This is a genomic window from Schleiferilactobacillus shenzhenensis LY-73 (assembly GCF_000469325.1).
In the GTDB taxonomy this organism is placed as follows: domain Bacteria; phylum Bacillota; class Bacilli; order Lactobacillales; family Lactobacillaceae; genus Schleiferilactobacillus; species Schleiferilactobacillus shenzhenensis.
Genome location: NZ_KI271582.1, coordinates 184949 through 206248, shown reverse-complemented (window position 1 = coordinate 206248; position 21300 = coordinate 184949). Strand labels below are relative to the sequence as shown.

The window sequence follows — 21300 nt, the reverse complement described above, 5'->3', positions numbered from 1 at the left end:
CCGAGCGGTCAGCCCACCTGGGCTAAGCGGCCCTAACGTGAAAAGCCCTGCACTTGGGCTTTTTGCGTTAGGGTCCTTAGACCATGGTGGGCTCCCGTTTAGAGGGTAAACTCACCTGATGCGAGCCAGGAACAATCACTGAACCGTCACAGTACACCAGGAAACGGGCTGCGGCCGACAGCGGCACGCGGTCTGAGGACCTTAAGCCAAAAATCCCAAGTGCGGGGATTTCTGGCTTAAGGCCGCTCAGCCCGGTGCCGCTAACCGTCGGCCTCCGCCCTCTCAATAAAAAAGCCCCGTATCCATGGGGATACAGGGCAAGACCATATCAGCCTAAACTAATATTAGTCCAGAATGTCGGTTACCTGGCCGGCACCAACAGTACGGCCGCCTTCACGGACGGTGAACTTCGTACCCTTTTCGATAGCGACCGGAGCAATCAGGTCAACTTCGAAGGTAACGTTATCGCCAGGCATAACCATTTCAACACCCTTGGGCAGTTCGATCACACCGGTAACATCAGTGGTGTGGAAGTAGAACTGCGGACGGTAGTTGGAGAAGAACGGTGTGTGACGGCCGCCTTCTTCTTTGCTCAAGATATAAACTTCACCCTTGAACTTGTTGTGGGTTTGGATAGAACCCGGCTTAGCCAAAACTTGGCCACGCTCTACTTGATCCCGGTTCAGACCACGGAGCAAGATACCAACGTTGTCGCCGGCTTCGCCCAGATCCAAGGTCTTACGGAACATTTCCAACCCAGTAACAACGGACTTCAGCACTTCCGGCTTCAGACCAACGACTTCAACTTCGTCGCCGACCTTGACCGTGCCCCGGTCGATACGGCCAGAAGCAACGGTCCCGCGACCAGTGATGGTGAAGACGTCTTCGACAGGCATCAAGAACGGCTTATCAACGTCACGTTCCGGAGTGGGAATGTATTCGTCGATGATGTCGAGCAATTCCATGATGACCTTTTCTTGTTCAGGGTCGCCCTGCAATGCCTTCAACGCAGAACCGCGGACAACAGGAATATCGTCGCCAGGGAAATCGTATTCGGACAGCAGTTCGCGAACTTCCATCTCGACCAAGTCAACCAATTCGTCATCGTCAACCAAGTCAACCTTGTTCAAGAAGACAACGATGTAGTTAACACCAACCTGACGGGCAAGCAGAATGTGCTCACGGGTCTGGGGCATCGGGCCATCAGTGGCGGCAACGACCAAGATCGCACCATCCATCTGAGCGGCACCGGTGATCATGTTCTTAACGTAGTCGGCATGCCCAGGGGCATCGATATGCGCATAGTGACGCTTTTCAGTCTCGTATTCTACGTGGGCAGTGTTAATGGTAATGCCACGTTCCTTTTCTTCCGGCGCCTTATCGATATCAGCGTAGTCCTCAGCTTTTGCCAAGCCCTTCGCAGCCAATACCTTGGTGATTGCTGCCGTCAGAGTTGTTTTCCCATGGTCAACGTGGCCAATTGTACCAATGTTAACATGGGGTTTAGTTCTTTGATAATGTTCTTTTTCAGCCATGAAAAGAAACCTCCTGTATTTTTCGAGGACTCAGCGCACAGCTCGGCGCAAAGTCTTTAGATAAAATTGTACTACTTTTGTTGGGAAAACAAAAGCCGCAATTCCCTTCAAAAATATCCTCTTCGCATTATACGGTGTTTGAAAATGTTTGTAAACATTTCCCAGAAGAATTATTCAGTCGTTCATCCCGTCCAACACGTCGTCCAGCTTCGTCAGCCACTGCTTGATCGCCGGTGCCGTGATCAGCGGCTTATCCGGATTGGTGATCCGCATGCGGACCGCTTCCGCCCATTCAGCCGGTGCGTCCACGACCTCCGCCAGCCGGGGGAACAAAAGCAGCTGATATAGCCGCAGTTCCTGGGTCATGATCAGTGCCGCCCCTGGGTCATCATTCTGCGCGTCGTCCGTCGCCTGGTTCCAGACGTCGGTAATGGCATTGTTGAAAGGATCAGGTACTTCGCTGGGGACGAAATGGACTGTCTCATCAAACCACAGCAGCGTGCGCGGCTGATCGTCCGCCAGCGTGACATAATGCAGGGCGACCGTGTTGCGCAGGGCTTGGTTGATGAACGGATCGGTCATCAGCCGGGGGGCAATCTGGTTAAACGTCGGCACAGTCAATTGACCGATGGTATTGATCAGGCCCGCCTGCTCACTGCTCTTGAGCCCGCCCAACCCAGCGAAACGCTTGGTGATCGCCGCAATGTCTGCGGCATGGTCCTTGATAAACGCCTTTTGGCGATCCGCAAACAACGTTGTTAGTTCGCTTAAACGCGCCTGGTCTTCTGCACTATGGGCTTGCTCCCGCAAACTGACCAGCCATTCTTGCGCGGACACGAATTCACCGCTTTCGATGAGCAGATGACTGTAAAGCAGACCGTCCGTCAAGGTGCGGGCATAGCCGTCGATGAACTCCTGGGCGACGGCCACCCCTTGAGCGGCATCACCGGCATGCAGCAGGGCTTCAGCAAGTTGCCGGTTGACAGCAAACGTGTGCTGCGTCTGGTACGCGGCCTGAAAATGGTTCACGGCCTCCGTAAACTCGCCCGCCCGCAGTGCTTGACTGCCTAACTGCAGGTGGTGCTCGTCATTGTGGGGAAACGGGATGATCTTGTGCTGGTCGTCACTCATGGTGATCCGCCTCACCCGTCGCCGGGGCGGCTGCCGGCTTGCGTTTGGCGGGTGCCCGCCGAGCCGTCCGGTGGGGTTTCACTTCCATGATGACCGGTAAGATCACGGGGTGGCGCTTAGTTTGTTCAAACAGGTAGCGGGACAATTTCTCCCGCATATTCTGCTTCAGATTCGACCAGTCCAGCTCTTTATTATCCAGATCCTTCTGGACGGCGTTCTTCACAATGTCGGCACTCTCCGCCATTAAGTCATGGTTGGCCTTCATGTACACGAACCCGCGGGCCGTGACTTTCGGCGCTGAGACAACTTTCTTCTTGCGCCGATCGATGGAGACGACGGCAATGAAGATACCGTCATCAGCGAGCATCTTGCGGTCTCGCAGAACGATGTTGCCAATGTCGCCCACGCCCAGCCCGTCAATCATGGTATTACCGGCAGTGACTGCTTGAGAAAGGTGCATCCCATGCTTGTCGTAGGCCAACACATCGCCAATCTTCGTCAAGAAGATGTGGTCCGCCGGTATCCCAGCCTGCTCGGCAATCTCGGCATGCGCGTTGAGCAAGCGGTACTCACCCTGCACGGGAATTAGATACTCCGGATGGAGCAGGTTCAGCAGCAGCTGCAAGTCGTTCTTATACGCGTGGCCCGAGGCGTGCAGATCATCAGAAATGGTCTTCACTTCGCCGCCGGCCCGGTAGATCATATCCTTGGTCTTGGCCACCGCTGTTTCCATGGCGTAGGACGGGGTGGTCGAGATAAAGACCAGATCCCCTTGATGGATATGCACGGTCCGGTGCTGATTCGTCGCCATTTTCTGCAAAGACTTCAACGGTTCACCGGAACGGCCCGTCTCCAAAATGACCAGCTGGTGATCATCGTATTTCTTAATGTCCTTGACCGGGACCAGAATGTCCGGCGTGGGCAGCTTCAATAAGTTGAGCCGCAGCGCCGTGCGGACGATCTTGGCCAAGTCCCGACCCGTCAGGATAACCTTGCGGTGCATGCGGGCCGCCGCATCAAGGACTTGCTGAATGCGGAGAATGTTCGACGCCACGGACGCCACGATGATACGGCCGGCATGATATTCGAACAGTTCCAAAATATACTTGCCGATGTCGTTCTCGCTGGTGTTGGGGTACGGTGACTCCGCGTTGGCTGAATCCGCCATCAAGGCTAAGACCGGCTCGGTGCCGATCTGGGCAAGCCGGGCAAAATCTGTCTGGTAGAGCGGCGCGGCCGCCTGGTCGAACTTAAAGTCCCCGGTGTAGACGATCTGCCCTGCCGGGGTCTTGATGACGATACCCAGAGAACCGGGGATCGAGTGGGTGGTCTTAAAGAAGCTGACAGTCGCACTATCGAAGTCAATGGCGGTATTCTCGTCAATGACGTGGAAGTCGTTGAACTTGCCGGCGCCCTTCGTGGAGCGCACCGTAATCTTGGCCAGTTCTACGGTCAGTTCCGACCCGAAGACAGGGATGTCATGCTTCGCGACCAAGTATGGCAGCGCGCCAATGGCATCGGCATGCCCGTGGGTGAGAAAAATGCCCGCGACCCGGTCAATGTTGTCTTGAATGTACGAAAAATCGGGGATGACGACATCGACCCCCAGCATTTCGTTCTCTGGATATTTGATTCCGCAATCGAGAATGAAAATATCCTGATTGACTTCGACGGCATAAATGTTCTTGCCGTTTTCCCGGACCCCGCCGAGCATGATGATTCGTATTTTATCTTGTTTCTGCTGCGTTTTTTGTACCATAAATAACCTTACACCTCAATATCGGTCCGTCAGCGCGCGCTGACCGCCCTATTTTCCTTGGTTTCTGATTCACAGTTTTTTTCTGACACAAATGTGCCGACCCGTACATCAAAAATATCTACTGCACATTCTATCATAATCAGGGCGTGAAGGCGATACACCGCCAGGCAGCAGGGAAACACGACAAACTCAGCGGGCCTGCAGGGCCCGCAGCTGATCATGCAGGGCCGCGTCATCAGCCAGCAGCTTGGGCCACCAGGCGGTGAGCGTCGCGGGGGAAACCGGCGGGGTCTGCCACTGAATACTGACGGCAGCGGCCGTGTGACGGGTCAGAATCGTGCCCGCGGCACCGACAGTATGCCAGCCCGCCCACGTGTCAGTGGCCCCCGTCACGATGGCGCGGCCATTCGCGGCCACAGCGGGCCAGGCAGCACCCGCCAGCAGCTGTTGGGATTGGCCGACCGCGTCTGCCGTCCAGAATAAACCGGCAGCGTCCCCTTGGCGAACATAAACGGTGTCCGGTGTGGGTCGGGTCATTGTGGGCCACACGGGTGTTAAGGCGGGTGATGCCCCGGCGTCTGCTGAGTCTGCGTCAGGCGGGCCACCAAGGACGCGCACCACTTGGCCAGCAAAATGGCGCCAGGCCGGTAAGGCGTCAGGCTCGGCCACCGCCCAGTCCGGTTGGTCAGGAACCACCCCGGCGAGCCCCACAATGCCCTTCTCTGCAGCCGTCACTGCCACGGCACCGCTCATGCTTGTAATGGCCAGCGGCCGGTCAGGGAGTACCCCACTGGTTGCTAAGACCGCACTCAAAGCCGTGCTGGCCAGAGGGTATAGCGTTGCTTCAGCGACCGGGCCGATGACGGACAATGTCAAGAAACCCGCAACAGGCGGAACGAATGCGGCCGCCCAGGCAGCGAAAGCCGGGCCGGTGCGGGCCGGGACCGTGACTGACGGAGGAGTCTGAGCACCAACCGCCGTGTTGGGGGAAACGACCACGGTAGTCGTCTGATCGGTCACCAGCAGGGTCTGCGGCGGCGCGTCCGGGAGTTGCACCGCGGTGACGATCAGGTCGCCAATTTTTTGCCGAATCAGCATGGAACGGGCCTTCTTTCTTAACCGATGAGGGACGATAATCCCCCATTTTCTTGCAAAAAACGCCCCGACTCGAAAGTCGGAGCGTGGTTGATTGTCGTGATTAACGACGCAGGCCCAGGGCTTGGATCAAGTCCCGATAACGGTCAACATCCTTATCCCGCAAGTAGGCCAGCAGGTTACGCCGGTGCCCGATCTTCTTCATCAGGCCGACATAAGAGTGGTGGTCCTTCTTGTGGATGCGCATGTGTTCCGTCAAGGCGTTGATGTCCGCCGTCAACAGTGCAACTTGCACCTCGGGAGAACCTGTATCGCCGTCGTGACGGGCATACTTGCTGATGATCTCATTCTTTTGCGTTTGGCTGATTGCCATGGTAACGCCACCTTTCTGCGATGTACTCGTATCACTGTGTCCTCGGCGGTGAATCGTGGAACAAAGTGACCGAAGTGATTTTTGGTACTTCACTACTCTACCGGTTCTCCGGCAGAAATGCAACCGGGCCGTCCCCCAGCGAGTGAAACTCTTATTGCAAAGGGTCCGCCCGGTCTGTATAATGGTGGACGTTGAGTTTGAATATGCTAACTTAAACATAAACTGTTCGTGGGGGTGAATTCATGCCACAGATCAAATCTGCCATCAAGCGCGTTAAGACGGCGCAAAAGGCGCAAGCCTTGAACGCTTCTCAAAAGAGCGCGATGCGCACAGCCATCAAGAAGTTCGAGGCCGCCAGTGAAGCCAACGCCGACAACAAGCAGGCCCTGTACACCGAGGCCATCAGCAAAATCGACTGGGCCCACAGCAAGGGGCTCATCCACGCCAACACAGCGGCGCGGAACAAGTCGCGGCTGACGCACTTAATGAACAAGTAAGCCCATCATAAAAAGAGCGTTGCAATCGCGGTTGCAGCGCTCTTTTTGTATTTCGGGAGAAATGGACTTACCCCCGTGTTTTCTGCAACCCGTGTACCACCCGCAGGAAAAGGGTCACGGGATCCGGCTGGCTGCTCTTATACAATTCTTCGTTATGCACCAATTCGCTGTAACTGGCGATCAAGGTCGGCAGCGGCCAGGCCTGGGCACTGCGCAGGGCCAGTTTGACCCGGAATGGATGAACACTCAGCTCCTTGGCGATGGCGTTCTGATTCAATCCTTTATGACCGAGAATCTTGACCTGGACCAGCAGCCGGAACTGGCTCAGCAGCAAAGCGTTCAGCAGCAGAGGCTGTTCGCCGTTTGCCAACAGCTCCTGAAAAGCCCGGGTCGCAGCAGCAAAATGCTGGTGGGTCAAAGCATCGGTGACAGCAAATACATTGTCTGTCAGTGTTTCCGGGACCAGATCCTGCACCAGCGGCGCGGTGATCTCCTTCCCGGGATACGCCCCCAAGTAGAGCTTGGGCAGTTGGGCAATGATCGTTGAATAATTAGCTTCTGTTTTGCGGACCAGCAGTTCTAGCGTGGCCGGCGCAATGGTGTACCCCTGCCCTTGGATCACTTTCAGTACTTGGCTGTTGACGACTTCGCTGCGAATCTGCTGGGCATCCACCAGCACGGCGTTTTTACGCAGCTGTTTGGTCGCCTTGCGCCGTTCATCCAACTTTTCATAGGGGGCGCTGAGCACCAGGGTCGTCGTCGGCGACGGCTGCGCAAAGTAGTCCGCTAGCGCCGCAATCGCCTCTTTGCTTTGGGTCTTGGCCCCGTTACCGGTAAGAAATACGGGGTCTTTGGCAATCACGACCCGCCGCTCACCATAGAACGGCATGGAGGAGACTTCGTCCAACAGTTCAGCAATGGTGGCCGTACTCATGTCCAACCGGGCGTAATCCATCGTCTTCGCGTCCGCCGTCAGAAGCTGGTCAAAGGCCGCCAAGGCACTGTCCTGCAAGGCCGTTTCGGTGCCGAGAATCAAGTACAGCGGGGCCACAGTGCCCTGGGCCAGCTGTTTTTTTAAGGTGGTGACGTCCATAACCGCGTGCTCCAATCTGTTCCAGTGTGCCAATAGGCCCGGCCCCACGGCCGGCCAACGTATTCAATATACCCCACTTCTGCGGTATTTAGCCAGGGCACCCCCGCCTGCTGCAGCGCAGCCAGTGTCTCAGCCGCCGGATGGCCGTAACGATTATTCCGGCCCGCAGAAATGATACCGAGTTGCGGCTGCAATGCCGCCAGCAGTGCCGCACTGGTGGAAGTGGCCGCGCCATGGTGGCCCAGCTTGATCACGTCCGCGGCCGCCGTCCCGCCCGCCAGTATCTTTTCTTCCCCCGCCTTAGCGAGATCCCCCAACCACAGGAAGGTCTGACCGCCGATGCGGGCTTGAAGAACGAGCGAATCTTCGTTCGTGCCGGTCCCGGGCTGGTTGGGATGGTGCACGGTGAAGGCCAGCCGCCGGATGCGAACGCGCTGGCCGGCCCGTAATTCAGTGATGAGCGGCGGCCGCCGGGCTTGGGCAATGGCAGCGTGCAGCTTCGGCAAACCGGCCATGCCCGCCCCCACAAAAATGCGGTCCACCCGCACCGCCGCCAGCAGCGGACCCAAGTCGCCCATGTGGTCCGCGTCTTGGTGGGACAAAAAGACCGCGTCCAACCGGCGGACGCCGTAATAGCGCAGTACGGGCAGCACATTGTAGGTGATCCCGGGGGCATAATCGCGAGTCTGCCACGGCGCCCGGGTGAAGTCGACCCGGCCGCCGGTGTCGATGAGAACTCGGGGCCCACCGCCCCGGCCGATGACCAGACTGCTGTCCCCCTGTCCGACGTCAATGAAGGCGACGCGATCAGTGAACGGGAACGCCCGGCTGAGACACAGGCCGATGACCAATACCGTCCCGCCGGTCAAAGCCCAACGTCGGCCAGCCGGCACGAAGCTGGCCACCAGCGCACTGATCAGCAGCCCGGCAAACACCACCGCTGGGACCGCGCCGGTCGCCACGGTCCCCCAAGCCCCGGCCGCCAGCTGCGCCAGGACATCGTCAAATTGCATCAACATTTTCTCCAGCGCGGCAAAGCCCACTGGCCAGCCGATCAAGACGACCGTCGCTACTACCAGCATGACCGGGAAGAAAACATAGTTAAAAACTGGGATCAAAAGAATATTCAAGAGCAGCGTCACCGGCTGCCATTCAAACTGAAAGGCCAAGATGAACGGCAAACTGATCACATTGATCACCAGACTTTGCTGCCAGAAACGCTGCGGGGCGAAGTACAGGCAGAACGCCAGAAAGAAACTGAGCAGGGTGCCCAGCTGGGTGAACGCCGCCGGCCGCCAAAACAGCCAGAGCAGCAAGACCACCCCCATGCGGTCCAGGGCGGGGACCGCCCACCGCCGCGGCCACAAATGGGCGGCCGCAAACATGGCCACGGAGCGGGTGATCCCCGTGGGCCAGTCCGTGATCAGGCCATACAGCAGGAGAATGCCCAGGACGAGCCAGCGCGCCCGCTCATAGGGCAGGTGCAGCCAGGTACTGACCAGCAGCAGCACGTTGGCCAGAAGCATCACCTGCATCCCCGATAGGCTCCAAAGATGGATGATACCCAATTTGGTTTGGGTCTCCCGCAGATCCCGGGCCAGCGCCCCGCTGCTGCCGCCGCCGAGGATCAAGCCGCGGACGTAGACTTGGAGATGAGCAGGCAGCGGCGCCAGCCGATGATCCAGCCACAGGCGGAGCCGTTCACCGGTGAAGTTAACATAACTTAAATTATGCGGTGTTAGTCCTGCCGTCCAGGTCCCGCCTTTCATCGTCACCTGGGTACTGATGCCGTACTGGGCGGCCGCAAACCGGCGAAAATCAAATTGACCGGGGTTGGTCGAACCAGCCACCGGCGCTACTGTGCCCTTCCCATGGAGAATCATCGGCCCGGTGAAGGCCGCAAAAGCCGCTTTCTCATCCGCACTCCGGAATTGGTAAGAAAGCCACAGCGGCAGGCCAGTATCGCTGGCGACCGCCCGGCCGCTGACCAAGTCGCCGTTCACCTTCAATCGGCTGGGATAAACTGCGATCGCCACCGCCTGGTGATCAGCCGCAACCGGAGGCTGAACCTGCTGCTGCCAGCGCCAAAAGCACCCCGCCCAAACCGCCAGCGCAACAGCCGGCACGATGAGCCAGCGCCGGCCGAGCCGGCCGCAATGGAGCGCGCCAAATACAAACAACCCGCTGGCCAGCAGCGGCTGCCCCGTCGTGGCGGCGCATACCGCGCCCACCACGGTGACCGCCGTCCACAGACCCAAAGTATCCGGCCAGCGCCAACCGGTCATAGCGTCAAAGCCGCCTTCAGGGTCGCCAATGTCTTTTCGCCAATACCGCTGATCTCGCCCAGCTCATCCAGCGACTGAAAAGGGCCGTGACTCTCGCGGTAAGCGATAATGTCCCCCGCCCGCTTCGGCCCGATCCCACTGACCTGTTCGAGGTCCGCTTGGGTGGCACTGTTGATATTGATCGCGGCCTCCCCGGTATCCGCCGCTGGCGCTGACGACCCGCTCGCAGCGGGCCCAGGCTGCACACCGCTTTCACCCGCTGGGGCATTGCTGCTGGCCGCTTGTTCTCCTGCCTTGGGAATATAAATCGCTGCCCCATCGGTCAGCGGCTGCGCCAGGTTGACCTGGCGCCGGTCTGCCTCCGGCCGCAACCCGCCAGCCGCCCGGACCGCATGATCCAGCCGGCTGTCAGCGGCGAGCTGATACACGCCGGGTTTCTGGACAGCGCCTTGAATATCGACCCACACCTGGCCGTTCTTGGCCGGGGCCGCCGGTCTACTGGTACTCGCCGACTGAGACACACCGGCTGAATGTCCCCCCGACCCGCCGCTGGCACTGCTGGTCTGCACCGCTCCAGGAACAGTCGCTGATGCTGCCGGGTCTAAAACGACGCCGGCGGATGCTTCTTGCCGGAACCACCACCAGCCGCCTAACGCCAGTACCGCTAATCCAATGACACCCCAATACCAATAACGCCCCAGCTGACTGAGCAGCCGAGGCTTTTCTGGACGTTGCCGCCGCATCGTCATCCCCTGCCTTTCTTTGCTTGTCATAGTAAATTACGCAAAGAAATCGGAAAATGAAACGAAACGAGGAAATATTTTTAATGGGTTTGGAGGTATTTAACGGCGTCGCTGAATTTTTCCACGGGTACGACCGTAATCTTCAAATGGGAATCCTTAGCCGCCTTCTTGGCCACGGCATAGTTATCCTGGAACCCCGGATCAAGTTTCTTAATGGCCTTGGTCACCTTGGTGTGGGGAGCAAAGAAGATCGTTGCCCCTTCTTGAGCGGCAATGTACACTTTCTTCTCCGGACCGCCGATCTGGCCGACTGTACCGTCCGGGGCAATCTCGCCGGTGCCGGCGATGTGCCGGCCCTTGCGCAATTTGCTGCCGGTCAGTTGATCATAAATTTGCAGGGAGAACATCAACCCGGCGGACGGCCCGCCAATTTGGCTGACGTTGGCTTTGACTGGAATCGTTGTGGTGACCTTCGTCCGGTCGGTCAGGGTGATGCCGATTCCCGGCTTCTTGGTCTGCGCCAGCCGGTAAAGTTTACCCGCCGACGTCAGCGTCTGACTGCCGCGCGTATAAGTCAGGGTGACGGTATCGCCGACTTTGCGGCTGCGAATATAGTTGATGTAGCCCGTACTCGAATTGAAATGGCGGCCATCGACTTTGGTGATCGTGTCCCCCACCCGCAGTTTGCCAGCAAACGCCGACTGCTTCTGAATATCCAGTACATAAATACCCAAATAATGGATTTGATACGCCTTGCCCGCCGCCTTGTAGGCGACGGCAATCGCGTTGTTGATCGCACTGGTCATGTAATACTGCTGCACCCGGTCGAAGGTGGCATTGTCCTCGCCGCCCATCACGTCGTTGCGGGAAACGATGTCTTCATACGGCCGCGTCTTACTTAAGAGCAGCTGTAGGGCGGTGGCTGAGGCAATCCCCACGGTGGTCAGGGAGAAACTGCCGGCAGCCTTATCCCGTTTGCCGTCGACTTTAACATACTGGGCCAGCGGTTCAGCCGACCCCGGCATTTCGATGAACCAGTTGGGCAGCGGTACGAACGTGGCGGCCAATAATACGACCACCAGCACGGGAATCAGGATCTTCCACCATAGCCCCCGGTGCCGCCGGGGAGTTTTTTGCGGCTGCTGCATCAGACGTCACTTCCTAACATACGCATTTTGGCGGTCAGGGCGGCGGCCACGTTCGCCGGCACTAAGCCGGACACATCGCCGCCGAAGCGGGCCACTTCTTTGATCATCGAAGACGAAACGAAGGCCGTTGCCGAATCAGCATAGAAAAAGACCGTCTCAATCGCGGGGTCCTGCGTTTTGTTGATCTGAGCAATACCGGCTTCATATGTAAAATCCGATTCGTTGCGCAGTCCCCGCAGCAGGAACTTGGCGCCCACGGAGGCGGCCACGCGGACCGTCAGCTGGTCTGGCGCGGCGATGACCCGGACATTGGGCATGTCCGCAACGGCGGCGGCCACCAAGGCCTTCTTCTCCTCCGGCGTAAACAGCCCTTGCTTGCTGGCGTTGGTCATCACCGCGACAACGACCTCATCGAATAAGGTGCGGGCCCGCTGGACCGTCTGCAAATGCCCGTTGGTGATCGGGTCAAAACTGCCGGGAAATAATGCAATCCGTTTCAATTGTCTTCGTCTCCTTCATACCGGAAAATGGCTAATTCCGTGATGCCATAAGTGACTTGGCGCTGTAACTGAAAGCGGGGTACAGCGGGATAAGCCACCTTCGTATCGGTCTCTGCCACGATGCGGGCACCCGGACGCAGCAAGTCGTCATCCGCCAGTGTCGTGATCGTCTTAACGATCTCCTGCTGGGCGTAAGGCGGGTCAAGAAAGACCAGGTCAAACTGAATCGTACCCACTGCCCGCTGCAGGTAAGCCGCAGCGGCGGCGTGGACGATCGTAAAGCGGTCCGGTACCTTAGTCACTGCGACGTTACGGGTAATGACTTTGATCGCGGCCCCCTGCCGATCGACGAGCACGGCCCGGTCCATCCCGCGGGAAACGGCTTCGATACCCAAGCCGCCCGTCCCCGCAAAAAGATCCAGTACCGCGCCGCCATCAAAATACGGCCCAAGAATATTGAATAAGCTCTCTTTCACTTTATCGGTGGTCGGCCGGGTCTTATTCCCGGGCACGGCAAAGAGCCGGCGGCCGCCGAATTCGCCTGAAATCACGCGCATCAGTCGTCATCCTCCTTGCGCTCACCGATCAACTGGTGGGCATATTCCGTGGCAATCGTGCCGTGGGGCGACACGCTGACACTGCGGACAAAGCGCTGCTTTTGCAGCTGCTGCACGGTGGCCTCAGCATTGGCCGAATCCACGTACAAAACGACGTATTTCATCCGTTCGGAGACATAATACACTAAGCCATAGCGGCGCAGCTTGCGGGCTTGTTTGGCCGAATACAGCCAAACCGCGATACCCGTCCGCGGCTGCGGAATCGTCTGCTCAGGCGTGGCCATGTTCTCGCTCCCTTTCTAAACTGCGTTCCTGCTCCACCTGTTCAATACAACTGACGTTCAGGGCCAGACCAATCCCGGCGGCCAGCATCAGCAGAGACGAGCCGCCGTAACTGATGAACGGCAGCGTCACCCCGGTGATGGGAATCAGACCGATCATCCCGCCGATATTGAAAAACGTCTGAATGAACAGCCAGCTGCCAATACCATAGCACAACAGCGACCGGTACGCCGAGCGGGCGCGAATACCCACCAGGATGATGCGGGCGATTAGAAAGAAAAGGACGAACAGGATGGCAATCGCGCCGATAATCCCCAGTTCCTCGGTAATCACCGCCATGATGAAGTCGGTGTAAGGTTCAGGCAGGTAACCCTTCTTCTGGATACTGTTGCCGATGCCGACGCCGAACCAGCCGCCGTTGCTGATGGCGTAATACGAATTGACCAGCTGTCGGCCGGTGCTGTTCGCCAGCTTGAAGGGGTGAAAGAACGCCAGCAGCCGCTTGATCCGATAACTATTCTTCAACCAGGGCAGGTTCAGGCTCTGCATAATATACAAGCCGCCGGCGCTGACGCCGATGACTCCGCCGATGACAGTTACCCCATAGGGCCACTTGATGCCCGACGCAGCAATCATGATGGCGGTGAGAAAGACCAGCATCGCCATCCCGCCGGTATCCGGTTCAAGAAAGACCAGCAACGCCATCGCCCCGGCGACCAGGATGGGCGCCAGCACTTGGCGGGTAGCTTCCCGCAGAACGGTCAGCTTTTCTTCCCGCCGGGACAAAATGCGGGCCAAATACAGAATCAGCACGAGCTTCGCAATTTCCACCGGCTGGACGTTGAACGAGCCGATGTTGAACCAAGCGACGGCACCGTTAACGGCAACTTGCGGGCGAAAGTAGGCCAGCACCAGCAAACCGCCGAGCATGATCATCGTCACCAGGACGGCGATGCGCACAAAAATGCCATTCTCAAATAACCGCAGCGGAAAAATAAAGGTAAAGGCTGCCGCAAACAGCCCGCCAACGGCAAAGATGGCTTGGCGCTTCAAGTAGACCGTTGCCGCCAAGTGGCGGACGGTCAAAAAGTCTGTGCTGGCGGAATAGACCATCACGATGCCCACGCCCATGAGAATCAAAAACGGAACCAGGATGAAATAGTCGATATGGGCCAATCGTGTACGCATCGCGGCCATCCTTTCTAACCAAATTGAATGGTTCCATTATACCACGGTGCCGGGCCATGCCTGACCGCAGGTTCTCCCGCCGCTGCCCTACCGGACGGGGCTGACCCGGCCCGGCCGCGGCCGCACAAAAAAAGCCCGCACCATCACGATACGGGCTAAAACTTCATTAAGTTTAAGTTTACTTGTCGTCCTTGGCTGCGACCTTGGCCCGCTTGGCGGCCTTCATCCGCGCAGACGTGTTCAAAATCTTCTTGCGCAGGCGAATGCTCTTGGGGGTAACTTCGCAGTACTCATCCTCGTTCAAAAATTCAATGGATTCTTCCAGAGAAAGGGACTTCGGGGTCCGGATCGCGGCGGCGTGGTCCTTACCAGCGGCCCGGGTGTTGGTCAGGTTCTTCCCCTTGGTGACGTTGACGCCGATATCTTGCTCCCGGCTGGACTCACCCACGATCATGCCCTCATAGACCTGGACACCGGCATCAACGAACAGCGTGCCGCGGTCTTCAACAGACTGCAGGCTGTACGTCGTGGCTGTGCCCTGGTTGATGGACACCAGCGCACCGGTGCGGCGGCCAGGCGTCCAATTCTTGATAACGGGCAGGTACTTAGCGAAGGTGTGGTTCATGATGCCGTAACCACCGGTCTGGGACATGAACTCGGTGCTGTAACCGATCAGCCCCCGGGCTGGAGCGAGGAAGGTCAAGCGGGTCTGGCCGTTGTCGGTCGTCTCCATGTTCTTCATTTCGCCCTTACGCTGGGACATTGAATCGATGACGCTGCCGACGTACTCGTTCGGGGTATCGATCTGCACGGACTCGAAGGGTTCGCAGGTAACCCCGTCAATGTCCTTGTAGATAACTTCCGGACGGGACAGCTGCAGTTCGAAGCCTTCCCGGCGCATTTCTTCAACTAAGATAGAAAGGTGCAGTTCACCACGGCCGGAAACGATCCAAGCGCTGGGCAGGTCAGTATCTTCGACCCGCAACGACACATCGGTGTGGAGCTGGCTCTTCAGCCGGTCCTCCAGCTTCCGGGCAGTGACTTCGGTCCCTTCTTGACCGGCAAACGGCGAATCGTTGGCCAGGAACGTCATCTGCAAGGTGGGCTCGTCGATCCGCAGAATGGGCAGAGCATCCGGGTGATCCACCGGCGTCACGGTCTCGCCGACGAAGATGTCTTCCATCCCGGAAACAGCGATCAAGTCCCCGGCCTTGGCGGAATCAACTTCGACCCGCTTCAAACCGAAGAAGCCGAAGATCTTGGTGACCCGGAAGTTCTTATGGGTGCCGTCCAGCTTCAAGACAGAAACGTTGTCGCCCAGATGGATCGAACCCCGGAAAATCCGGCCGATACCAATGCGGCCCACATAATCATTGTAGTCCAGCATCGCCACTTGGAACTGCAGCGGTTCATCGCTGTTGTCCAGGGGCGCCGGGATCGTCTTCACGATGGTATCAAACAGATAGTTCATCGTGTGTTCCTGCGTCGCCGGATCGGAATCCAAGCTCGACGTCCCGTTGACAGCCGATGTATAAACAACCGGGAATTCCAGCTGCTCGTCGTCGGCGCCTAATTCAATGAAGAGTTCCAATACTTCATCGACAACTTCTTCCGGACGCGCACCGGGGCGGTCGATCTTGTTGATGACCACGATGGGAGTCAAGTGCTGTTCCAAGGCCTTCTTCAGAACGAAGCGGGTCTGGGGCATGGTCCCTTCATACGCATCGACGACCAGCAGAACCCCATCGACCATTTTCATGATCCGTTCCACTTCACCACCGAAGTCCGCGTGGCCCGGGGTATCCAAGATGTTGATCTTGGTCTTGCCGTATTGGACCGCCGTATTCTTGGAAAGGATCGTGATACCCCGTTCCCGTTCAATTGCGTTAGAATCTAGCGCCCGGTCCTCCAAGTGCATATGTTCGGGCAGTGTATCGGATTGCTTAAGCAATTCGTTGACCAGGGTCGTTTTGCCGTGGTCGACGTGCGCAATGATCGCAATATTCCGGATGTCCTCACGAGTTTTCAAATTCAATTTCTTCCTTTCGTAAAACAATACAGCGTTGTAAGCGGTGTAGTAATGTCCATATGACAAGAGACTGGCCCGTTCGGTACCAGTCTCTGCCTCGTGCAAAACTCAGATTGCCGTCTCCGCTCTATCCCAGCGCAATGGCCCGGATAGCGTCAGCGGTGGGCGCTGTTGCTATTAATACATCGCCTGATGATAGCATATCCAGGGGATGGCCGTCAAGACGCGTCACAGACATGCCCAGCGTCTCTGCCATTACTCGGCCGGCCGCCACGTCCCACGGGGCTAAATGGCTCATGTAGGCAATCTGCCGACCTTCTAATAATTGTATATATTCGATGCCGGCACTGCCGATGATGCGCATCCCTGCACACGTCTTGAACAGCTGGTGACTATGATACCGGTCATAGGCCAGCATGGCCGAGTTGATGCCGAATAAACCGTCGGCCAGGGTCAGTTCTGAACCGTGCGTGATGGGTGTTTCGTTCTTGTAGACGCCCAGCTGTGGGCCGCCCCAGTATAGTTCCTGGCGCATCACGTTCAAGATCACACCGACTTGGGGCGTGCCGTCCACGTAAGCCCCAATCATGATGGCAAAGTTATACTTTTGTTTGACAAAGTTCATCGTCCCGTCAATCGGGTCAACGAAGAACACGAGCCCGCGGAGATCGGTAACGTGGTCGCCGCTGCCCTCTTCGCCCATAATTTGGGCGTCAGGGTACTCGCTGCGGATGGCAGCAATCAAGTTCCGCTCGGTTTGTTTATCCAGATTGGTAACCAGATCCGTCCGGCTGGACTTGGTCTGAATCTGCAGCGGGTCGTGAATGTGGTGGCGGATATGGGCCCCGGCTTGGGCCACCCAATCCCGCATACGCAGCGCCAACAGCGCCGTTTCTGGTTTATCCACGGTGGTCACCGCCCGTCATCCGAATCGTTGTTTGATTGTCTTGGCGGGCAGCCTGGACCGCACGGTAAAGAGAATAGCCAGAGGCCTCTGTGAATTCTGCATCGAGCTGTTTTTCGGTCATTTTATCAGGCACGACCGTCTTGAAGGCAGCATAGGCCGCCAAGAGGTCGGCCGCACTGGTGCCGCCTTCGTAAGCTTCTTCCACGGCATTATAAAATGCCATGACCGTGGTTACTTCGGCAGTGGACCATTCAGGCCGCAGGGGGTATGAGTATTCATGCGTCGCTTTCGTCACAATAGTTGCGCTCCTTCGTGTTTTGTTTCGCTGTTTTCTATTGTAACGAATGCGGGCGGCGGCCGCCATCCCCTCTCTCACAACCAAGTTCCTGTCCGCTTCACATACACGGCCTTCATCGCTTCCACTGTCAGGACATACCCGCCGATGATCAGCAGGACCCAGGGCCAAAATTGGCCGGGTAAAGTGCCGAAGTCGAAAGCCACCCGGAGAGGGGTCAGAACAAGGAGGCCGCCGATGGCCAAGGCCAAACCGGTGGCGAGGAGCACCACAGCGCTGGCCGGGGTCTTGAAACTGGGCACGTGGCGGGTGCGGAACACGTTGACGATGAGGGCTTGGGTGAAGAGCCCTTCAATGAACCAGCCGGCTTGGAACATTCCTTGCAGCGCTAAGCTGCTGGGATCGTTCCCCACCCCCAGGCCGAACCAGAGAAAGAGGAACGTCAGCACGTCAAACACCGAAGAAACCGGGCCAAACAGGACGGTGTACCGGAAAAGGCCTTCCGCCCGCCACGGGGTCGGTTGGGCTAACGTTTCGGGATCCACGTTGTCCCAAGGAATCGCCATTTGGGCGGTGTCATAAATCAGGTTTTGCACCAGCAGCTGGATCGATAGCATGGGCAGGAACGGCAGAAAGATACTGGCAATCAGCACCGACAGTGCGTTGCCGAAGTTTGACGAGACCGTCATCTTGATGTACTTCATTGCGTTGGCGTACACCCGCCGGCCCTCGAGGATGCCGTCTTCCAATACCAGCAGAGATTTCTCCAGGAGGATGATGCCGCTGACTTCCTTGGTAATATCGGCCGCATTCTCCACCGAGATGCCCACATCGGCCTGGCGCAGCGCAGGGGCATCGTTGATGCCGTCCCCCATGAAGCCGACGGTGTGGCCGTGGCCCTTCATCACGCTGATGATCCGGGCTTTCTGCAATGGGTTCAGCTTAACGAACAGGTCATGGGTGGCCACCGCCTTGGCCAGCGCTTGGTCGTCTAGGTCGTCCACATCATTACCGGCAAGCACCGCAGTGTTCGTGATGCCCACTTGGGTGGCGACGTGCTGGGTGATGATGGCGTTATCCCCCGTCAGCACTTTGACCCGGACACCGTGATCGTTTAAAAGACTGATGGCTTCCTTGGCATCGGGTTTAGCCGGGTCGAGAAAGCCCAGAAAGCCTGCCAGGATCATATTATGCTCATCGGCGATAGTGTAGACATTCTGCGTGTGCACGTCTTGGCGGTAGGCCACCGCCAGGACCCGCATCCCGGATTGGTTCAGCTGCTCGTTGGTCTGCACCAGCCGATCGTGCAACGCGCCAGTCATCGGCGTCACTTGGCCGTCGATCAAAACGTAATCCGAGACCTGGATCATTTCTTCAAAGGCACCCTTAGTGATCATCCACTGGTGATCGTCATTTTGGACGACCACCGTGAGTCGCCGCCGATCAAAATCAAACGGGATCTCGTCAACCTTAGTCAGCGTTCCTGGCAGCAGCTGGCGCTCACTCTTGTGTTTCTCCACATAATCAATGACAGCCTGGTCCATCAGGTTACGCCAGCCAGTCTGATAGTTGGAATTCATGTACGCCAAACGCAAGACTGAGTCGTCTTTTTCCCCTAACGCGTCCACGTAGCGCATGACCACAACGCGGTCTTCGGTGATGGTGCCGGTCTTGTCGGTGAACAGCGTATCAATCGCACCTAGGTTCTGAATCGCATGCAGCTGCTTGACGATGACCTTCTTTTTAGCCATCGCCAACGCCCCTTTCGCCAAGTTGCTGTTGACAATCATCGGCAGCATCTCCGGGGTCAGCCCCACGGCCACCGCAATGGCGAAGAAGAACGCCTGGGTCCAGTCCCGCTTGGTCAGGCCGTTAATCAGAAAGACGATAGGCACGAGAATCATCATCATGGTGATGAGAAAGCGGCTGATGCGGCGCATTCCGGTATCGAAGTTGCTCGGTCCCTGGACGGCGGACGCACTCTCCGCAATGTCCCCAAAGAACGTGGCGCTGCCCGTCTTCAGAATGACGGCGACACCGGAACCAGACAGGACATCAGTGCCCATGTAGACCAGGTTCGGATAATCGAAAGCGGTGGCTTCTTGCGGTAATTCAGCAGTGTCGTAATCTGCCTTTTTCTCCACTGGCATGGCTTCACCGGTGAGGGAGGATTGGTTCACAAATAAGTCCTTGGTCTTCAGCAGGTAGGCATCCGCAGGTATCATGTCGCCGGTGCTCAGGGTCACGATATCGCCGGGCACCACGGCATCCATCGGCAGTTCCCGGGTAATCCCGTCCCGAGTCACGGCCGTCGTATTTTGAATCAGCTTAGTCAGCGCCGCGCTGGCTTTCTGAGAACGATATTCTTGAGTGAAGCGGATCAGAACGGATAACAGGATCATGATGGCCATCACGATGGCCCCGTCCCGGTCATTGGTCAGGGCCGAGACGATCATGAGAAATAACAGAACATAGACAAACGGGTCGTTAAAGGCGGCCAGCAGGACCCGGTAAGCCGGTAATGCCGACTGGGACTGGACCGTGTTCTCGCCGTATTGCAGCTGGCGCTTGCCCACTTCGGCCTCGTCCAGGCCGCTCAGGCGCGTGTGCAGCTGAGCCAAGATCTGTTCTTGGCTGTAGCCGCTCAGCTGCTTCAGTTCGGTTTGTTTTGCCGCGGCCAGCGCGGTGTGATTTTTTTTGATGAACAATGTCAAGCTCCTCTCTTCAAGCGCAGGGGGAGCAGCCGGGCACTGTTCTAGACCATCAGAAAATGACCGGAAAGTGACCGGATGAAACGGGCCCTGCGCGATCTACTAGGCGGGTCTGCGGGTCCAGGCATTGATTGTTGTTTCATTCTGATCACCTTCCTTTCGAATGAGATGGACGGACATAAAAAAGGTGTGCTCCCAACGTGAGCACACCAAAAATCCGATGGCCCGACGTTGAGCTTTAGCACTGTACGACGTAGAACAACGTTCAGCTGCGTTAGAAAAAGCCTTATTAGCAATTCCGGTTGACTCGTTGGCATCTCTCGATGTTTCTGAGCAGCAGCATGTTTTCGTACAGGAGCCTCACCTAACAGGGTTATGGCGATCCATTTATTTACTTACTTAAGTATACTGATGGGACAGGGGGAAGTCAAACCAGCGGGCGAAACCCAGCTTTTGTTCGGCAGATTTCGTTTGCAGCGCTGCCCTCATTAATCTCCGCCCAGCCATATCAAGACGTCAGCGCCAGCGTTATTTCACGATGACCGCATCCGGATCGATGTTGAACGGATGCTTCTTATCGATATGGTCGTAGAACAAGTGGCCATTCAGGTGGTCGATCTCGTGCTGGCAGACAATGGCGGGATAGTCCTTCAGCCGCAGGATCTTCTTGTCCCCATTGATATCTTGGTACCGGATGGTGATGCGGTCGTGGCGGACAACATAGCCCGGGACATCCTCATCGACGGACAGGCACCCTTCCCCTTCCGCTAAAGCCGCTGGCCGCACAGATTCACGGGTGATGACCGGGTTGCAGAGAATCTCTTGTAATACAATGTTACCGTCATTGTCCGGCACCAGAACCGCAGCCATCTTGATGGAGCGGCCCACCTGGGGAGCGGCCAGACCGACCCCCGCCCGGAGCTGGTGCTTCTGGGCAATCTCCGGGTCCTGGCTATTGATCAGGTAGCCCATCATATCCTTAGCTAACTGGTGATCTTCTTTATTCAGAGGGAAGGCGACCGGAGCAGCGACTTTTCTTAATACCGGGTCGCCGTCACGGACGATGTCTTTCATTAAAATCACGATATATCCTGCTTTCCATGTCGATTTTCAGTTTATATGGTATCACAAATTGCCAGAGGGCGGAGCGGCCCGGTTAGAAGCGTAGGGAT

Annotated in this window: 19 protein-coding genes and 1 riboswitch; of the genes, 1 reads left to right on the top strand and 18 read right to left on the bottom strand. The window is 57.3% G+C overall.

The annotated features are described in order from the left end of the window. Positions 1–344 precede the first annotated feature (344 nt). The 5 genes from tuf to rpsO all read right to left on the bottom strand — a co-directional run bounded on the left by tuf (position 345) and on the right by rpsO (position 5893). Positions 345–1535 (bottom strand): elongation factor Tu, encoded by a 1191-nt coding sequence (tuf, locus tag L248_RS00950; protein WP_022528152.1) that lies wholly within the window; start codon positions 1533–1535, stop codon positions 345–347. Positions 1536–1709: 174 nt separating this feature from the next. Beyond that, entirely contained in the window at positions 1710–2666 is a 957-nt protein-coding gene (locus tag L248_RS00945) for a hypothetical protein (protein ID WP_022528151.1), read from the bottom strand. Next, positions 2659–4425, bottom strand: coding sequence for a ribonuclease J (locus L248_RS00940; RefSeq protein ID WP_022528150.1), 1767 nt, complete (start codon positions 4423–4425; stop codon positions 2659–2661). The genes L248_RS00945 and L248_RS00940 overlap by 8 nt, the downstream gene beginning before the upstream one ends. 189 nt (positions 4426–4614) lie before the next feature. Next, positions 4615–5523 carry a hypothetical protein gene (locus L248_RS00935; RefSeq protein ID WP_022528149.1) on the bottom strand — a complete coding sequence of 303 codons (909 nt, stop codon included), beginning with the start codon at positions 5521–5523 and terminating at the stop codon, positions 4615–4617. 100 nt (positions 5524–5623) lie between these two features. Beyond that, positions 5624–5893 carry a 30S ribosomal protein S15 gene (rpsO, locus tag L248_RS00930; RefSeq protein WP_022528148.1) on the bottom strand — a complete coding sequence of 90 codons (270 nt, stop codon included), beginning with the start codon at positions 5891–5893 and terminating at the stop codon, positions 5624–5626. A 242-nt stretch (positions 5894–6135) separates the two neighbouring features. Here rpsO and rpsT point away from each other — a divergent pair, with 242 nt between their 5' ends. Next, a complete protein-coding gene (gene rpsT, locus L248_RS00925) occupies positions 6136–6390 on the top strand; it encodes a 30S ribosomal protein S20 (protein WP_022528147.1) in 255 nt (84 codons plus the stop codon). Between the two features lie 67 nt (positions 6391–6457). Here the strand turns inward: rpsT and holA are convergent, their stop codons facing one another. The 13 genes from holA to def all read right to left on the bottom strand — a co-directional run bounded on the left by holA (position 6458) and on the right by def (position 21211). Next, positions 6458–7483, bottom strand: coding sequence for a DNA polymerase III subunit delta (holA, locus tag L248_RS00920; protein ID WP_022528146.1), 1026 nt, complete (start codon positions 7481–7483; stop codon positions 6458–6460). Beyond that, positions 7465–9768 (bottom strand): ComEC/Rec2 family competence protein, encoded by a 2304-nt coding sequence (locus L248_RS00915; RefSeq protein WP_022528145.1) that lies wholly within the window; start codon positions 9766–9768, stop codon positions 7465–7467. The genes holA and L248_RS00915 overlap by 19 nt, the downstream gene beginning before the upstream one ends. Further along, the gene (locus L248_RS00910; protein WP_040534352.1) at positions 9765–10511 is read right to left on the bottom strand and encodes a helix-hairpin-helix domain-containing protein; all 747 of its coding nucleotides are present in this window, start codon (positions 10509–10511) and stop codon (positions 9765–9767) included. Before L248_RS00910 ends, L248_RS00915 begins: the two co-directional genes overlap by 4 nt. 80 nt (positions 10512–10591) lie before the next feature. Continuing rightward, positions 10592–11659, bottom strand: coding sequence for a SepM family pheromone-processing serine protease (locus L248_RS00905; RefSeq protein WP_022528143.1), 1068 nt, complete (start codon positions 11657–11659; stop codon positions 10592–10594). After that, complete coding sequence (gene coaD / locus L248_RS00900; protein WP_022528142.1) at positions 11659–12159, bottom strand: pantetheine-phosphate adenylyltransferase; 501 nt, start codon at positions 12157–12159, stop codon at positions 11659–11661. Before coaD ends, L248_RS00905 begins: the two co-directional genes overlap by 1 nt. Then, positions 12156–12716 (bottom strand): 16S rRNA (guanine(966)-N(2))-methyltransferase RsmD, encoded by a 561-nt coding sequence (rsmD, locus tag L248_RS00895; RefSeq protein ID WP_040534171.1) that lies wholly within the window; start codon positions 12714–12716, stop codon positions 12156–12158. The genes coaD and rsmD overlap by 4 nt, the downstream gene beginning before the upstream one ends. Continuing rightward, the gene (locus L248_RS00890) at positions 12716–13000 is read right to left on the bottom strand and encodes a YlbG family protein (RefSeq protein WP_022528140.1); all 285 of its coding nucleotides are present in this window, start codon (positions 12998–13000) and stop codon (positions 12716–12718) included. The genes rsmD and L248_RS00890 overlap by 1 nt, the downstream gene beginning before the upstream one ends. Then, entirely contained in the window at positions 12987–14186 is a 1200-nt protein-coding gene (locus tag L248_RS00885) for an FtsW/RodA/SpoVE family cell cycle protein (protein WP_040534169.1), read from the bottom strand. Before L248_RS00885 ends, L248_RS00890 begins: the two co-directional genes overlap by 14 nt. Before the next feature lie 178 nt (positions 14187–14364). Continuing rightward, complete coding sequence (gene typA / locus L248_RS00880; RefSeq protein WP_040534167.1) at positions 14365–16215, bottom strand: translational GTPase TypA; 1851 nt, start codon at positions 16213–16215, stop codon at positions 14365–14367. A 127-nt stretch (positions 16216–16342) separates the two neighbouring features. Further along, positions 16343–17122 carry an inositol monophosphatase family protein gene (locus tag L248_RS00875; protein ID WP_022528137.1) on the bottom strand — a complete coding sequence of 260 codons (780 nt, stop codon included), beginning with the start codon at positions 17120–17122 and terminating at the stop codon, positions 16343–16345. Next, positions 17115–17417 (bottom strand): UPF0223 family protein, encoded by a 303-nt coding sequence (locus L248_RS00870; protein WP_040534165.1) that lies wholly within the window; start codon positions 17415–17417, stop codon positions 17115–17117. Before L248_RS00870 ends, L248_RS00875 begins: the two co-directional genes overlap by 8 nt. Before the next feature lie 77 nt (positions 17418–17494). After that, positions 17495–20125: a magnesium-translocating P-type ATPase gene (mgtA, locus tag L248_RS00865; RefSeq protein WP_022528135.1), complete on the bottom strand. Its 2631-nt coding sequence runs from the start codon at positions 20123–20125 to the stop codon at positions 17495–17497. A 219-nt stretch (positions 20126–20344) separates the two neighbouring features. Further along, positions 20345–20507: riboswitch (M-box (ykoK) riboswitch) on the bottom strand. A gap of 149 nt (positions 20508–20656) precedes the next feature. Next, positions 20657–21211: a peptide deformylase gene (gene def, locus L248_RS00860; protein WP_022528134.1), complete on the bottom strand. Its 555-nt coding sequence runs from the start codon at positions 21209–21211 to the stop codon at positions 20657–20659. Positions 21212–21300: the final 89 nt, after the last annotated feature.